Genomic DNA, 15587 nt, shown 5'->3' with positions numbered 1-15587 from the left:
GTAGAGGATTATGGTATGATAGGCGAAAATAACCAGTCATACGTAAAGGAGCGAATGAACAATGAAGATGGATTTGACGGATAAAATTGCGTTAATTACGGGAGCCGCGGGCCAATTAGGCCGCGTCATGGTCAGAACTCTAGCGGAATGCGGCGCGGATGTGGTTATCCACTATCGGGGAAGCCAAGCCAAGGCCGAAGAGCTTCAGCGAGAAGTAGAGTCGATGGGAAGACGGGCTTTCCCGGTGCAAGCCGATGTGACGGATCAAGCTTCCGTGAATGCCATGCGGGATGCGGTGCTTGCACACTTCGGTGCGCTCCCGCATATCATTGTTGCCAATGCCGTCGAATCCTATCAATGGACTTCTGTATTGGAGCAAGCGCCGGAGGATTACGAGAGTCAGTTCCAATCCTGCGTTATGCAAAGCGTCTATCTGGCGAAAGCCTTCGTTCCCGCTATGATCGAGCGTCAAAGCGGCCGCTTCATCGGGATCAACACCGAGTGTTCGATCCAGAATTTCCCGAGCCAATCCGCCTACGTAGCAGGCAAGCGCGGCATGGACGGTGTCTACCGCGTGCTCGCCAAAGAGATCGGCGAGCACGGTATCACCGTCAACCAGGTCGCGCCGGGCTGGACGATCAGTGACCGCGATCGGGAGAACGGTACCGAGCATAGCGCCTCCTACGAAGCCTCCGTTCCACTGAAACGCCGCGGAACGGACCAGGAGATTGCCAATGCCGTGGCATTCCTGGCTTCGGACTTGTCGTCGTTTATTACCGGGGCGTATATTCCTGTGTGTGGCGGGAATGTGATGGTAGGGATATAGAGGTTCGGTAAATGGAGTGAGCTCAGCCGTGTTCATGAGCTTCGTAGATTCTCATTGCGGTGGGGGATTTGCGAAGTTCGTGGATTTTTGAATCATTAAAATCTATGAGCGCGTGAAATTATGGTATGAGCCCAATTTCATGAATCGGTTTGATATGCATAATAAGTGCAATTATATAGATAAGATACCCCGAATTTATTTTGAGACTCAAACCTTTTGGAGTACGATCAATAGAAGCTTTGATCTTCCCGAAGCATTCGAAGATGTGAGTTCAGTTCCAGGCCGATAACCCTGCAAGGCTAAGTGGCAAAGCCACGCAGTCGCACTCGCTCCTTTAAGCCTATCGGGTTCGTGAAAACTTACAAAGGTAGATGAAATCAACGGATTCAAGATTGATTAAAAATACCGAACAATCGTTCTTCATCTTGTTGGTAGATGATGGTACAATAAGGAAAGACAATTGAATCTTGGGTGGGCATGGTTTCCCTTCGAAAGGAGGTGAAGCCATGGAAGTTAAAGATGCGTTGACGGTCATGTTTCTGTTTGGATCGTTTATCCTTGCACTTTTAACATACATCAATTCGAACAACAAGAGAAAGTAAAAACCCACCCCAAGGTTAGCGCCGAAGGTGGGTCTTTATTCTGATCGCTTAGAAGGGAATAAACCATCCAAGCCAATTGTTCAGCCGAGTGTTCCCGCACTCGGCTTCTTTATAAATTATGATAACACAATTGGAAAAAGAAGTGAACAGGAAATGGGTTAAAGGATAAGCCCTCGAATTGTACTGGTCTATATTCAGACCAAAATTTTTAGATAAACATAGTCGAGGGATAGGATATAGATTTCTTGGACACATCGATACTTTACAATTTGGTAGTTATCCATTAAACGAAACGCTATTATTCCAATTTGATTCTGATCGCGATATTGGGATGGAGTGGGATTTATCGGGTCTTTTATATTTCTTTATTGAGAAAGAGGATTAAATAAATCTGAATTTTGACCACATTATGACAAGTCGAGTGGGTACTTAGTTGGTTTATGAATCTCTGAGATGTTGTGTACGTCATACAACACCGCATTGACCCATCGGGGCGATGCAGCAATCTTGGTCTAGGCTAAGTCCGTCGAACCCAGTCGCGGTGCTCCTTTAGCTCTGGGGTTTGTATATACAAGAACGTTAGCTGAAATTGCAGATTTAACAACTAGGAGGAGAAACAATGAAGCAGGTATCATCATTGGAAGCCTATCTACAGGCATCTGAGTATATTGATTATTTTGATGCTCAGATACAAGATGTGATCTTATCTTTTACAGAAGAAACTGAAATAGAAAAAATAAAAGCCGCATTTGAATTTGTGCGCGACCAGATTGATCATTCTTTTGATATTAAAAATGATGAAGTAACAAGAAAGGCCTCTGAAGTATTGAACAAAAGACATGGAATATGCTATGCCAAATCTCATTTGTTAGCAGGAATACTACGTGGAATGGGTATACCTTCAGGCATTTGTTATCAAAGGTTAACCCTATTCGATAAACCCGAGGATGGGTACTGCATACATGCATTGAATACAGTGTATTTGAAGGAATATGACAGGTGGATACGGTTAGACGGAAGAGGAAATAAGGAAGGCGTAAATGCACAGTTTTCAATAGATAAGGAGAGATTAGCATTTCCCATTAGGGAAGAATATGGCGAGAAGGATTATGAGATTAATTACGATCAGCCCCATCCCATCATTATTCAAACATTAGAAGCCTATTCAAATGGTATGGAGATGTACCTAGGCGGATTACCAGAAGACCTGAGTGAGTGAACGAGGGCAGCAAGGAAAAGGCGGTAATTGAATACGAAATTACTGAAATACATAGAAAAAATGAGGTGCATGAATGCTTTTTCATTTTAGCGAAGAGGCTGATATTGAAGTCTTCATCCCTAGAGAAAAACAGAACCGATCAGATTTTCCGGCAGTGGTTTGGGCAATCGATGAGGAACATGAATTCTCATATTACTTCCCGAGGGATTGTCCGCGAATCGTATGTAGAAGAACAGAGGATATCAGTGAGAAAAACAAAGAATTATTTTTTAATAACACGTTTGCTGACATCATTGTAACTGTAGAAAGTGATTGGTATGCAAGAATCGTTGAACAAACATTATATAAGTACCAATTTGAAAACGAGGGGTTTGAAATTTTTGATAAGACTGCAGGATATTATATTTCCTATCAAACCGTAAAGCCAGTGGGTATAGAGAAAGTTGATAGACTGGTTGAGAGACTTCTAAGTAAGGGAATTGAATTAAGGGTTACACCCAATTTACGTCCTCTTAGGGAATCAATAGTTTCTTCAGATTTTAAGGAATTTGGAATACATAGATTTAATAATGCCAAGTAATTGTAGGGAGGATTCACCTACTGCATTCGTCAAAACTTAAAGTGAACAAGGATAGAAGTTCAGGTATGCGACGATCGTGTGAGCCGTCTTTTTTTGAAAAATTTAAGGGAATGAGATGAAGTTATAGAATCTAAAGAGTGGTGGGAGTACATACATGTTCATAATGGATTTGTTAGAAAAGGATACTGAAAAGATAAATCAAACAGCTAGGCTACTGCATGAGAGTTTTGAAGCATGGCCCACAATAGATTCTGCCAAACGTGAAGTTTTTGAATCTTTTAGCAATGATTCTATTAGTAGAGTATTAGTTAATGGGGATGATGAAGTTATAGGGTGGATTGGCGGGAGAAGTCAGTATGACGGTAATGTGTGGGAACTGCATCCGTTAGTTATTAGAAAAGATAGTAGAATGCGAGGCTTAGGAAAGTCATTAGTGATCGACTTTGAACATCAGGTCTACCAACGCGGAGGTATAACCATCATATTGGGTACGGATGATGAGTATAATCAAACCAGTTTAGCAAACGTGAATTTGTATGATGATATTCCGGCTCATCTATCCAATTTTGAAAGTCTAGATCACCCAGCGAATTTTTATAGAAAGTTAGGATTTGCAATCGTCGGCGTTATACCAGATGCGAATGGAATAGGAAAACCGGATATTATTATGGCAAAGCGTGTTAAATCAGTAAATTAGTCTAAAGTATAGAGTTCCGTTCAGTCCGAGTTTATGGAACATGGAGGGCTCCAGACGCTGCAATGCTTGTGTAATTTTATCGATATGGAAATCGACCAGGCCTGGGTTGCGTTTGGATGAACATGATAAACGGGAGGCGATCATACTGCTGATCTCACAGATGAATCCAGAGACATTAACGAGAGAACAGATCACGAAGGTGGTGTTCGGAGCGGAAACGGAGATTGATGATGGTACGCAGACCGGAGATTGTATCTTTGTGTTTGGCGGAAAAAATCTGGACCGGGTATGGAGAGCGGTTGAATTATACAAAAGCGGGCGCGCCCCCTATCTATTATTCACAGGTGGAGACCGATTTGGCGAGTGGGAGCAGCCTGAGGCGGTTATGATGCGGGATGAAGCGATAAAAATGGGTATTCCGGCAGAATCCATTTTTATTGAAACGATGTCCAACCATACGAAGGAAAACATTATGGCCTCCCTAACCGTTCTTGACCGGGCATTGGGGTTACAACGAATCCACCGACTCTTGCTCGTCAGTGCACCTGGTCATATGCGCCGATGCCAACTGATGCTCAGGACCTTTATGCCCCCTTGGTATGAGTATGTATGGTGTCCGGACCATCGTTCTCTAGGGAGACGTGACAATTGGTGGACCGATCCTGTTGAAGAGAAACGGGTGCTGAGTGAGCTTAATAAAGTGATTGGCGGGGTAAAGGGCCGATATTTTGTTGATGCGGATGTTGAAATTTGAAAATAATCAAGATTTCGCCGATTATATCCAGTCTTAACTGTGATTAGGGTTCAAACCTGATATATTAACGCATGTTCGATAATTCGCATTTGAGGGTCTTCCAGACTCCAACGGAGAAGGCGGAATCATGCTGGAGAAGCGGAGCGGTCCCCTTTGCCCCCGGATTTCAACCTTGGAGAAGTACAATAAGAAATCTGGGGGGAACAGGGATCGAAAGCATAATCCGCATACGTAGTGCTGCCTCACGATGAGTTGGGTTTTTATCACCATTGCATACAATGATAGAAGGAGCCGTTTTCCTGAACACATTTCAAGGAGGACGGTTGTTTTTGTGTTGCCTAGGCCCGGGCGTATCTTGTTTGAAAATCTTCTTACATACACAAATTGATCCGTTAGAGCTATGGATAAAAATTAACATATAAAGTAAATTTTTTACATATAAATCAACTTACGAAATATGTAAATGAATCAAAATGGAGTAAATAAGTTGTATCGACCTAGTTTTAGAGAATTTAGCAAGATCATTGTGATTTATAAAGGAGGTGATGTCGTCTTCGCAACAAAGGCTAAGGCTAACTATCACTTATTTTGAGGAGGGATTAATGGATGAAAAAGGGTTTATCCAGAGTGCTGGACAAATCGAGAATGATGATGTTGCCTTTATTGGTCGTCGTGTCTATGGTGTTGAACTTTTTTCCCCTTGAGGCGTCTGCAGCAGAACGAGGCGCTTGGGCACCCAATGTATCTTATGCCGTAAACGACAACGTGACGTACGATGGAAAAACGTATAAAGCAATTCAAGCTCATACCTCATTACCCGGATGGGAACCGCCTAATGTTCCTGCATTGTGGCAGTTTGTTCAAGGCGGTGGAGGTGGTGATACTGTAGCTCCGACAACTCCTACGAATGTAACTGTAAGCGCAGTCACCTCTTCAAGTGTTACTATATCCTGGCAAGCCTCTACGGACAATGTAGGCGTGACAGGGTATGATGTATACCAAGGCACATCCCTTGCCATTTCGGTTACCGGTACGACAGCGATAATAACGGGCCTTTCACCGAACACGACCTATTCTTTTAAGGTCATTGCTAAGGATGCTGCCGGGAATCTTTCTCCTGCCAGTGCAACCGTGAATGCAACCACTTCAGAAGGAACAGGAGGTCCCCAGCCGACGAGGCATATATTGACAGGGTACTGGCAGAACTTTGTCAATGGTGCGAGCAAGTTGAAAGTGAGAGATATACCGGATCAGTACGACATCATTGTGTTAGCGTTTGCCGAGATGGACCCTGTTAACCCTGGTGGTGTCACTTTCACTGTGGATTCTGCGCTATCCGCAGCGCTTGGCGGGTACACCAATGCCGAACTGATCGCGGATATTCAGGCAAAACGCGCTCAAGGCAAGAAGGTCATTATATCCATTGGAGGGGAAATGGGAAACATTAATTTGAATAATCCTTCCCCGAATGTAGCGAACTTTGTGAACAGCATGTACGGAATCATCACTCAATTTGGTCTTGATGGGATAGACATTGATCTGGAGCATGGCATGAATGTACCTAATTTAACCAATGCAATCCGCCAATTGAAGCAAAAAGTGGGAAATGATTTTGTTCTGACGATGGCACCCCAAACGATAGACATGCAGAATCCAAACACCTCCTATATGCAGCTTTATACCAATCTGAAGGATATTACAACGGTAATTAACGTCCAATACTATAATTCTGGATGCATGCTAGGTCGTGACGGTAAATGCTATTCCCAAGGAACGGTTGATTTCCTGACGGCTCTTTCGGACTTAACACTGCAATGGGTGTCACCTTCCCAATTGGGATTGGGAGTACCTGCTACCTCTTCAGCAGCTGGAGGCGGATATGTCTCTCCAACGGTCGTAAATAATGCGCTAAATTGTCTAGCAACTGGAAACAGCTGTGGAAGTTATAAACCCGTTGCTAAATACCCTGATATCCAGGGAGCGATGACTTGGTCCATTAACTGGGATGCGACCACGAATTACACGCTTGCCAAAACGGTGAGACCATTCTTGAACACGCTGCCTTAACATGAATGATATTTGTACAATTTAAGTAGATTATTCTATTTAATAGAAGGAAACCTCTCTTTGATAGATGGTGGTAAATAACCGTCATTATCATAGTGAGGTTTCCGTTTTGTTTCGGCTGGTCGAAAGGGTCTGTCCTTGGACACGCGCTATCCAGTATCAGATCATATTGTTACAGACCGGAATCATGCTGTAGAAGCGAAAGCGGTCCCCTTTGTCCCTGGATTTCAACCTTATAATAGGACAATAAGAAATCGGGGGTAACAGGGATCGGAAGCATGATCCGCATTCGTAGTGCTGCCTCGCGAAGAGTGATTATAATCTCCATTGCATTTACAATCAAACTGTGGATCAGGGCTCCCATATGACCGTCGGGTACGGGAGTTGGTCATAAGCACTGGCCCAGTAATAGGAGTCGGCCATGATGCGCCGCGGCAGGAAACCGATCTCCCCTCGGGAGACGGAGATGAGCTCGGACTGCGATTGGAATTCGCCTTCCGCATTTGTTCCGGCATTAACATATTTGCCAGCCATATGGGTGAATCGTCCGCTGATCTTGGCTGTAACAGGCAGCCTTGTTTCCATATCGACCATCTGCATGGAGACACTGGCGATGCCGGCAGAGTAGGTGACGGTCATCTGATCAATCACCATCGGTTTCATGGTGGACGGTGCTGTTGTTGCTGAAGCAGCCGCGCTGGCAGCTCCTTCATTGCCGCTGATATCAACTGCCGTGATTTTATAATAATAGGTGGTGCTCGGCAGCAGCCCGTTATCTTTGTAGGAAAGTCCTTTGGAGGTTCCGGCGTAAGTAGCGGGTCCGATCTCAAAGTCGGCTTCGGTCCCGCGGTAGATCCGATATGCATTCACCGCCGTGTTATCCATCGCCATATTGTAAGATACATGAATGCGCTGAAAATCAAACATGGCCGCTGTTGCCCCGCTAACCGTGCTTGGTGGTTCATGGTCGGAAGGAGGCTGCCATGCGTAGCCGCCAGGGCCCCATTCGCTTGGAAAATCAACGATCGAGGAGTAATGATGGAGGGCAATGCCGCCAAACGCCGAATCGTTCAGAAAAGCGTCGTACACCTTGTTTAACTCCTGCTCCATATAAGTTCGCCCTTCTTCATGAAAGCTGATGGTTTCCGGATCCCCGCCATCCGCGATGTCTTTCGTCTCGACTCCGATCACAACCGACTTCGGCTTGCCGATCGAATTGGCATAGGCCAGCTCATTTAGCGCTTGCGCGATGATGCCGGCGCTGCCTTCGGCCTGATCGCGATAATTCATAATCGAGATATAATCGGCCGTGTCCTGAATATGCTCAGACAGCCATTTCGTCTTTCCGTTCCATGAAATATTGCTGGCGTCGGCAGAAGTGTCGTACCATCTTGGAATCGCTGCGCCGACTGACAAGGCGAGTCCCGATGCCTGCTTACGTTCCATCAGCAGCTGCAGCATATCCAGGTACTGAATCTGGACGGAAGGCTTTGCAGTTTTGAAATCCGGCAGGATATACGGTTCGGTATCCAAGTTCACGCCATCAAAACGTGCGGACTCGCCTGAGGCCAAATTGTAATTCAATATCTGCTCAAATTCCCTTACGGCATGAGTCTGATATCGACTATAGGCTCCGAAGTAAGGTGGGGTAGTACCGCCGGCGATCAACGCTTGAACCCGAAAACCCTCGGCGTGTGCCCACTCGATGAATTGTTGAACCTCGCTTCGATGATCCTCCAGCATTTTGGTTCCGTTATATTGACCGACAGCCAAATAAAGCGTCGTAATCGGACGTTGATGAAAGGTCGTTGTATCCTTTGCCATGGACGAGAGGACAACGCGGGAGTTCGGATTCAGGACGAGAGGGTAGGAGGCATTTTCCCAGATCCAGATCGCTCGATCCTGATCCGGCAGTGGTTCCGGAGTATAGGTGTTGCTAGTTACTGTTTCAGGATTCGACGCGGAGGGATTGTATACTTCATCTATTACGCTAACTTGAGTAGGATGGATGAGATCCATATAGACGGCATCTGTAACCGTCGCGGGATTTTTACCTTGGTTAACCGGGGGTTTCCCCCCTGTTCTTGCATAGACCGTTAGGCTATAGCCTGTATTGCCATAAGTATCGGTTGCTCTGGCTTCCAGGCTGTGAACCTGTTGCGTGGATTGACGCGAATCGAATGTATATTGATATCCGTTTTTGGCAGGGGAGACCTGCAGCCATTCTCCACCATCGATGCGCAGCTCAACAAGTGATATCGGATTTTTACCTGTAGCGGATATGTTAATATCCACTTTGTTACGCTGCAACGTAGACTCTATAGGGCTGGTAATCTCCACTTTTGGAATATGGGCTGCAGGATTATCGACGTTCAGGTGAATCCAAGGAGACCAGATGCCGTAACGCGTAACCGCGTCATTTGCTTTCAGCACCATTTCGACTGAACCGTCCAAATGACTTGTGTCGAGCTTGTAGGACCAGGACCCGCTGTTATCACCGTTGGGATCATCCATCTGAACATCTGTCACAAACTCACCATTTACGATGAGCTGAAGCTCATACACACCGGAGTAGGTCCCGAATAACTCAGCCACACCCGGCTGAAGCGTTTGCCCTTCCTGATGGGAATCGATTGTAATCAACGCTGCTGCCTTGGCATGGGGAGATGGGATACAGATTGTAGAGATTAGAACTGCCGCCAGAAACAAAAGCCCGCACCTACGTAAATGTGAAAGCATCATCGTAGTCACATCCTTGTCAGTATGATGTAAACCTAATGGACTCTACGGCAGTTACAATTACTTACTTTCCCTAGGAGTATATATTTTCGTAAATATGAAGCGCTTACTTTTTAATATTACGAAAAAAACCGAATAGAACCGATGTCGGGTTCGTGTCAAATTATTATTTTTTATGGCAGGCAGGTTCAACTCCATATTCGATAAGCCGATGAATGGTGCCACGCACGTCAACCCGTTCAAAATTGCCATGTTCCTGGCTTATATGCATAGGCATACCGTGAACGGGCCGCATCATCAGATTCGGGGTGATTTTGGCATGACGCACTAACGAAAAATGATAACGTTGAAGAAGAACAGCAAGGACAATCTTAAGTTCTTGCATGGCGAAATGCCAGCCTATACACATATGGGGTCCCGCGCTGAACGGCAAGAATTCGAAAGCTGTTGGCTTCATGGTTACCCACCGCTCCGGCTTGAAATGATTCGGCTCTTCGTAAAGCTGCGGAAGACGATGGGTAATGAATTGGCTGAAAAATATATTCGTCCCTGCTGGGAGGGCGTAGCCATCCAATTCGCAAGGGGCGGCCGTAATTCGGGTACCGATGCTGGCTGGAGGAAGTAAACGTAGACTCTCTTTGACGACATGATCCAGTAGGGGGAGACGGCCTAATGTCTCTTGTGTCGGAGGGCTTCCACCCAGCCCAGCGTTTAATTCTTCCATCAAGTTTGCATAAATATCCGGGTGCTGTATCAGTAGAAAAAAAGCCCAAGTCAAAGCATTTGCAGTGGTTTCGTGACCAGCTGTATAAATTGAGAATGCATGCCCGACTAACTCCTCATCCGTTAAGGTTGAACCATCCTCATCATGTCCTCTAATCAGTGCGGCGAGCGCATCCGTTGCATCAGCCTCTTGCCGCTTCTTATGAATCATGGACCGGATTTGAGTATTAAGCTGTTGTGCAGTACGAAGAGAGCGACGATATGGAGTGAATGGAAGATTAAGGGGAGCGAGCGTAGCAAGCAGAAAAGATTTCGTAAACCGGTTGATCAGCGACCCCATCGTATCCATCAGTTCACTATTATGAACACCAAATAACGTCTTAAGAGCGATGCGCTGCGTTAACTTTTTCATTTCGGTGTTGATGTCAATCCGGGTACGTCCTCCCCATTCGTCTGCCAACTGTTCCGTTATGCCTGCCATGTCCTGGCCGTATTTTTCAATTTGTCCATGCAAAAAGGCGGGCTGTATCAGGCGGCGGTGCTGTTTGTGCTTTTCACCGCTCATCAGCAGGAGATTATGGTAGAATAAATCCCCCATTACGGTGTCTTTGGGTATCTTAACAAGAGCCGTGCTCATCTCGAAAAAGTTCGGGTTGGACAGGATTTGACGGTTCAGTTCGGGTCCAAACGCAAAGACAGAAGAAGGCTTGTGGCTTTTTCCCAGGGCAGCGAGCTTACCATACGTTTCAAATAACTTATGCTGAAATGCGAACGGACTGCGGAAGAAATGAAACATATGGATCCTCCAGCCAAGGGCGGAATCAGGTCCTGGTATACGGTTCATATTACACACTTCCTTTTTTATAATTTGTAATGAAATAGTTCATATATTTCATAATAACCCCTTCGCGGAAACTGAGCAACATATTTTTGAAATATATGAATTGCATTATTACAAAACATTCAGTATAGTTTTATGCGAGAGGTGAGGATATGAACGGTTATCAATTACGCACGGAGAAGAAAAAAGAACAAATTATGAAAACAACCTTCGATTTGATAAGCAAATATGGAGTCGATAAGACCAGCATTACAGAAATCTCCAAACACGCCCGCGTGTCTCCCGTCTCCATTTATAATTATTTCGGCAGCAAGGAAGAGCTTGTTCGTATGACGTTTGTCGATTATATGAGTAAAATCATGAATGAGTATGAGAGTCTGCTGGATAAGCCCATCCCTTTTCAGGAAAAATTGGAGTTGCTGCTGGGAGCACGAATGAATAGCGTGGATCAGATTAACGCGGATCTTATTCAAATCAGCCATGAACCGTCTGTTCGAGAGCTGATCGAGACATTTTACAAGGAGAGAACGATTCCCTTTTTTGTGAAATTGATTGAGCAAGGCAAGCAGGAGGGGGTTATTGATCCAGAAATATCGATAGAAGCGGCTTTGTTCTATATTCAAGTGTTTAAGGAGGCGCTGGCACGACCGGGATTCATTACGCAAGCGAGTCCTAGCATGCTTCGGGATATCGATCGCCTGTTTTATTATGGTTTGATTGGGAAACCGGAGCACTCCGGGACAGAGAGAGCTTAATGAGTTGTTGATACAGGAGTCAAGGCGAGGCAACCTTTGGTGCAGACCAAGGGTTGTTTTGGTTTGCATACAAAAGTCATAAGCTAAATGGATTGTAAGACATTTCATTGTGATTCAGGATCATCAGGAGTAATAAACGACGCAGCTTTTTTATCCTCATTTCCGTCTTGAGACCGAGAGCAACTCTATACCTGAGACGGTGTGAACCTGTGCAGATCTGCTTTATGCTGAGATTAACGGATTTCTACTGGAGAAACATCGAATGAAATATTCAATCCAAAAATAGTGGGGTGTTCCAACTGCTGCGAAAATTACTTAAAACCGTCATGCAAAGCTCCTGGATGATGTGGGAACGTATCTTCAGCTTCATTTCCAGGTTCCGCAGCTCGCATATCTCGCGCTTTGGCATATGCACGGTCATGATTAAGAAGCATCGAGGAGAGTGCATCGTTTGCGAGGACTCGACGGTTATTCAGAATGGAGATCTGGTAGGCGAGCTTCATTTAGATAATGAAACGATTCTGAAACTAATCCGATCGGAAGGGCCGGATCGTGCGGCTCTGAAAATAGCAAGACTTGCAAGAAAGTCCATGCTGCAGATTAGCCGTGCATATGAAGACCAGTCCGAGTTCAGCAAGGTCAGCGCATTGGTCGGGATTACCCTGCTGCACCGTGGATTAACGCATGGGCTTGGTTTTGAGCATCAAGCGATGAAGCCGGACTTGTTCCAAAAGCTGACCACTTCCTACCTGCGAATGCTATTATCCGTGATGCATCCGGATGGCAAAAGCCGGATTGATCGAAGAACCGAATTACTCGTTCCCATGATGTTGATACATACCCGCTCATCGCTGTTGAAGCGATTTTCAGTGGCGGATAAGCGGCCTTCACGTGAAGAGGGGCATGCCGTCTTGGTATCCGCTGCGGTTGAAGCTTGAGTGAAAGAGGCATGGCGACGTACATAAAGTAAGGCTGTTGTGTGCAGTTATATGGGAGTTCAAAAAGAAACGAGGAGAGCAACAGATGGAAGAATGGTATAAACTTGACCACGCCGGGAAGCTGTTTCCCGCGGTTGCGGGAAGGGAGAATTCATCAACCTACCGGTTGTCGATGATGCTGACAAGTCACGTGAAGCCATCGGTTTTGCAACAGGCGCTGGATAGCGTAATAAAGCGATTCCCTCTATTTAACGTCGAGCTTAGAAATGGCCTGTTCTGGAAATTCTTGCGGGAGAAGGAGAAGCGATTGATGGTGGAACCGGAATCCACCTATCCCTGTGCTCCTGCAGCCCTCTCGACTGAGAACGGAAGCTTGGTAAGGGTTTTATATCATGGCAACAAGATCAGCGTGGAGATATTCCATGCACTGACGGACGGAGGAGGGGCACTGGAGTTCCTCAAAACCTTGGTGTTCCAGTATTTATATCTGCTCGGTGAGAACGTGGAGGACAAGGAAGGACTGATTCTGCCGCCCGCTTCATTTGCCCGTTATGCCGAAGCACAGGACAGCTTTAAAGCTCATTATACTTCGGTCACGGCCGATTCCAGAATGCCGGAGGCCCTGCAAATTCCCGGTACCCGATTCTCGCCTTATGGACACAACGTCATCCACGGCATGATTCACGCTTCGCGGCTGAATGCCCTGGCCAAGCAGAAGGGAGTGACCCTTACCGCGTACCTGACAGCGATTTTGATCATGGCGGTTTATGAGACCACGTTGCCCTTTAACAACGGGAATCGGCCGATTGTGATCAGCATGCCGGTGAACCTACGAAAAATCTTCCCTTCGAGCAGCCTGCGCAACTTTTTTGCGGTCATCAATATTGGCGTACAAATGAAGGAAGGCATGACATTGGATGAGGTACAAGGTATCGTGCATGCACAGATGAAGGAGAAAACGACGAAGTCTTATCTAAGCCAAGCGATGGCCGGCAGCATGAAATACGAGAAGAACCTGATATCCCGATTTACGCCGCTGAAATTGAAGGATCTGGCGATTCGTTATGGATTCGACCATTACGGTGAAGAGGCCAAAACGCTTACGCTCACCAATCTGGGCCGAATCGACATCCCCGCGAGTATGGCTGCGCATATCGATTCGATGGAAACCACGATGTATCCTACGGCCAAGAGTCCCATGAACTGTGCCGTCAGTTCGATCAATGACCAGCTTACCATCACCTTCGCCAGGAATATCGTTGAGAGCGATGTGATCAGGCACTTTTTTCGTCAGCTTGCCAGCCTAAGCGGATTGGATATCAGGATTGTCAGCAACGATTGGGGGATGGGCGCATGAGATGCGAGAGCTGTGGGGTATCCGTAGACCCGACGCACGCAACCTGTCCCTTATGCCGAAGAAATTTACATGGTAAGGGCGGTGCACCATCCGTAGGCAATTCTTGGTATCCCGTCTATGAGGCTGTAGAGGAGCAGCGTGCGAGCAGTCTGTTATCCAAGTGGCTTACCTTCATTGCAGTGTCCGTCATCGGTTTGTCCGTGCTTATAAATATTCTCGGAAATCACGAAGTATGGTGGAGCCTGTATCTCATGCCCTGCGTGCTCTATGCATGGCTGTTCATCAGACATACCTTGATGTCCAAGTCGCATCTCGGCGGCAAAATCGTCGTACAACTGCTCGGGCTGTCCGGCATGCTGCTTTGGCTTAACGTGGCAGCGGGTACGAATTACTGGTCGACCGGTTATGTCATTCCGTTCCTGATGATGGCGGCAACCCTTCTGATTACCGTTATATGCTGCACCAGAAAAATGCGCTGGCGTGAGTTCGCAGGTTACTTATTGACCCTGATCTTGCTTGGGTTTGTGCCCTTATTACTGTATGCCGTCGGCATGTCGCACGTATTATGGACAGCCGTTGCGGCTGCTGTATATGCCTTATTAACATTTGGCGGGATGTGTTTGATTGCAGATAAGGGATTCCGTAAGGATATGAAGCGCAGATTACATTTTTGACAGGAGGAGAACAAGATGTACTCCATTACGATTAGAAGAATGGCAGAATATGAACGAGACGTTCGCGAGGAAGTCGCGGAAGTGTTTGTTGATGGGTATTATAACGAATTGTCCTATTTCACCCAGGACCGAAACACGTTAACGAAAGCCTTCCGGAGTCTGTTCAGTCCTGAGGTGTTTTATGTGGCGGAGGTCCAGGGCATCATTATCGGGATTTTAGCCTGTTCCCATCATGGGCAGCGGGCCATGCCGGTCGAATCAGCTCCGCTTCAGGAGGCATTTGGAGACAAGACAGGGGAGTTTGCATATAACGTCATGAAAAACGAATTTAACCCGCCATTGCCCTATGATGACGAGACGGGTTATATCGAATGTGTGGCAACTACCACAAAAGCGCGCGGCAAAGGCGTTTCCACCGCCTTAATGAAGCATGTCATGGAGGAGCTGCCATACAAGCGTTATGTTTTGGAAGTGACCGACAGCAACCAAACCGCGCTTCGGTTATATCAGAAATTAGGATTCCGGGAGTTTAAACGCATATCCGAGGATGACTCGGGGGAGAAAGGCTTTAACGACCGTATTTATATGGAATGGAGAAAGCCGTTTATAAGGTGATATTCATCTAAAATTAGATTCTCACACGAATATGACCGTTTGGAGTTAACAACCTTTCGCTTTAGATATAATTGAAGCGGGAGGTTTTTTGTTGTTTATTAAGCTTCAGCCATGATAATTTAGTATGTATTGCCAGGTTTACGGCAACCTTCATAAGGAATCAATGGTGAGGAATAACCGACTCAAAGTCAGATTGCGGG

At 46.1% G+C, this 15587-nt stretch carries 15 protein-coding genes; 13 read left to right on the top strand and 2 right to left on the bottom strand.

The genetic code is table 11. From position 1 onward, the window contains the following. Positions 1-61 precede the first annotated feature (61 nt). The 8 genes from PAEVO_RS11935 to PAEVO_RS11905 all read left to right on the top strand — a co-directional run bounded on the left by PAEVO_RS11935 (position 62) and on the right by PAEVO_RS11905 (position 6745). A complete protein-coding gene (locus PAEVO_RS11935) occupies positions 62-826 on the top strand; it encodes an SDR family NAD(P)-dependent oxidoreductase (RefSeq protein ID WP_100537741.1) in 765 nt (254 codons plus the stop codon). Positions 827-1332: 506 nt separating this feature from the next. Beyond that, positions 1333-1428: a competence inhibitor ComI gene (gene comI, locus PAEVO_RS34315; RefSeq protein ID WP_224753282.1), complete on the top strand. Its 96-nt coding sequence runs from the start codon at positions 1333-1335 to the stop codon at positions 1426-1428. Positions 1429-1606: 178 nt separating this feature from the next. After that, positions 1607-1813, top strand: a complete 207-nt coding sequence (locus PAEVO_RS34880) for a DUF1963 domain-containing protein (RefSeq protein ID WP_100537740.1) — start codon at positions 1607-1609, stop codon at positions 1811-1813. Positions 1814-2047: 234 nt separating this feature from the next. Further along, positions 2048-2647 carry a transglutaminase-like domain-containing protein gene (locus PAEVO_RS11925; protein ID WP_100537739.1) on the top strand — a complete coding sequence of 200 codons (600 nt, stop codon included), beginning with the start codon at positions 2048-2050 and terminating at the stop codon, positions 2645-2647. Positions 2648-2720: 73 nt separating this feature from the next. Continuing rightward, the gene (locus tag PAEVO_RS11920; protein ID WP_100537738.1) at positions 2721-3227 is read left to right on the top strand and encodes a DUF6886 family protein; all 507 of its coding nucleotides are present in this window, start codon (positions 2721-2723) and stop codon (positions 3225-3227) included. A gap of 154 nt (positions 3228-3381) precedes the next feature. Next, a complete protein-coding gene (locus PAEVO_RS11915; RefSeq protein WP_100537737.1) occupies positions 3382-3924 on the top strand; it encodes a GNAT family N-acetyltransferase in 543 nt (180 codons plus the stop codon). 160 nt (positions 3925-4084) lie between these two features. After that, complete coding sequence (locus PAEVO_RS11910) at positions 4085-4678, top strand: YdcF family protein (RefSeq protein ID WP_243390746.1); 594 nt, start codon at positions 4085-4087, stop codon at positions 4676-4678. A 606-nt stretch (positions 4679-5284) separates the two neighbouring features. Continuing rightward, positions 5285-6745, top strand: coding sequence for a chitinase (locus PAEVO_RS11905; RefSeq protein ID WP_100537736.1), 1461 nt, complete (start codon positions 5285-5287; stop codon positions 6743-6745). 351 nt (positions 6746-7096) lie between these two features. Here the strand turns inward: PAEVO_RS11905 and PAEVO_RS11900 are convergent, their stop codons facing one another. Beyond that, positions 7097-9487 carry an Ig-like domain-containing protein gene (locus PAEVO_RS11900; RefSeq protein ID WP_100537735.1) on the bottom strand — a complete coding sequence of 797 codons (2391 nt, stop codon included), beginning with the start codon at positions 9485-9487 and terminating at the stop codon, positions 7097-7099. A 163-nt stretch (positions 9488-9650) separates the two neighbouring features. After that, the gene (locus PAEVO_RS11895; RefSeq protein WP_243390745.1) at positions 9651-11003 is read right to left on the bottom strand and encodes a cytochrome P450; all 1353 of its coding nucleotides are present in this window, start codon (positions 11001-11003) and stop codon (positions 9651-9653) included. A gap of 197 nt (positions 11004-11200) precedes the next feature. On the opposite strand from PAEVO_RS11895, the gene PAEVO_RS11890 reads away from it, so the two are divergent. The 5 genes from PAEVO_RS11890 to PAEVO_RS11870 all read left to right on the top strand — a co-directional run bounded on the left by PAEVO_RS11890 (position 11201) and on the right by PAEVO_RS11870 (position 15387). Continuing rightward, positions 11201-11803 (top strand): TetR/AcrR family transcriptional regulator, encoded by a 603-nt coding sequence (locus PAEVO_RS11890; protein WP_100537733.1) that lies wholly within the window; start codon positions 11201-11203, stop codon positions 11801-11803. A 326-nt stretch (positions 11804-12129) separates the two neighbouring features. After that, positions 12130-12741 (top strand): YkoP family protein, encoded by a 612-nt coding sequence (locus tag PAEVO_RS11885; protein ID WP_100537732.1) that lies wholly within the window; start codon positions 12130-12132, stop codon positions 12739-12741. Between the two features lie 85 nt (positions 12742-12826). After that, positions 12827-14098 carry an alcohol acetyltransferase gene (locus PAEVO_RS11880; RefSeq protein ID WP_100537731.1) on the top strand — a complete coding sequence of 424 codons (1272 nt, stop codon included), beginning with the start codon at positions 12827-12829 and terminating at the stop codon, positions 14096-14098. Next, positions 14095-14772: a DUF6320 domain-containing protein gene (locus PAEVO_RS11875; protein WP_100537730.1), complete on the top strand. Its 678-nt coding sequence runs from the start codon at positions 14095-14097 to the stop codon at positions 14770-14772. The genes PAEVO_RS11880 and PAEVO_RS11875 overlap by 4 nt, the downstream gene beginning before the upstream one ends. 15 nt (positions 14773-14787) lie before the next feature. Then, complete coding sequence (locus tag PAEVO_RS11870) at positions 14788-15387, top strand: GNAT family N-acetyltransferase (RefSeq protein ID WP_100537729.1); 600 nt, start codon at positions 14788-14790, stop codon at positions 15385-15387. The last annotated feature ends 200 nt before the right edge of the window (positions 15388-15587 follow it).

It is taken from the genome of Paenibacillus sp. GM2FR, assembly GCF_002803325.1.
Lineage (GTDB): Bacteria > Bacillota > Bacilli > Paenibacillales > Paenibacillaceae > Paenibacillus_AQ > Paenibacillus_AQ lautus.
The sequence above is the reverse complement of the archived record's forward strand: the minus strand, read 5'-3'. Positions and strand labels throughout refer to the sequence as shown.

Coding starts and splice junctions, on each gene's coding strand:
- PAEVO_RS11915 (WP_100537737.1), top strand. CDS start 3,382: ATGTTCATAATGGATTTGTTAGAAAAGGATACTGAAAAGATAAATCAA.
- PAEVO_RS11885 (WP_100537732.1), top strand. CDS start 12,130: ATGCAAAGCTCCTGGATGATGTGGGAACGTATCTTCAGCTTCATTTCC.
- PAEVO_RS11890 (WP_100537733.1), top strand. CDS start 11,201: ATGAACGGTTATCAATTACGCACGGAGAAGAAAAAAGAACAAATTATG.
- PAEVO_RS11900 (WP_100537735.1), bottom strand. CDS start 9,487: ATGATGCTTTCACATTTACGTAGGTGCGGGCTTTTGTTTCTGGCGGCA.
- PAEVO_RS11920 (WP_100537738.1), top strand. CDS start 2,721: ATGCTTTTTCATTTTAGCGAAGAGGCTGATATTGAAGTCTTCATCCCT.
- PAEVO_RS11905 (WP_100537736.1), top strand. CDS start 5,285: ATGAAAAAGGGTTTATCCAGAGTGCTGGACAAATCGAGAATGATGATG.
- PAEVO_RS11895 (WP_243390745.1), bottom strand. CDS start 11,003: ATGTTTCATTTCTTCCGCAGTCCGTTCGCATTTCAGCATAAGTTATTT.
- comI (WP_224753282.1), top strand. CDS start 1,333: ATGGAAGTTAAAGATGCGTTGACGGTCATGTTTCTGTTTGGATCGTTT.
- PAEVO_RS11925 (WP_100537739.1), top strand. CDS start 2,048: ATGAAGCAGGTATCATCATTGGAAGCCTATCTACAGGCATCTGAGTAT.
- PAEVO_RS11870 (WP_100537729.1), top strand. CDS start 14,788: ATGTACTCCATTACGATTAGAAGAATGGCAGAATATGAACGAGACGTT.
- PAEVO_RS11880 (WP_100537731.1), top strand. CDS start 12,827: ATGGAAGAATGGTATAAACTTGACCACGCCGGGAAGCTGTTTCCCGCG.
- PAEVO_RS11910 (WP_243390746.1), top strand. CDS start 4,085: ATGAATCCAGAGACATTAACGAGAGAACAGATCACGAAGGTGGTGTTC.
- PAEVO_RS11935 (WP_100537741.1), top strand. CDS start 62: ATGAAGATGGATTTGACGGATAAAATTGCGTTAATTACGGGAGCCGCG.
- PAEVO_RS11875 (WP_100537730.1), top strand. CDS start 14,095: ATGAGATGCGAGAGCTGTGGGGTATCCGTAGACCCGACGCACGCAACC.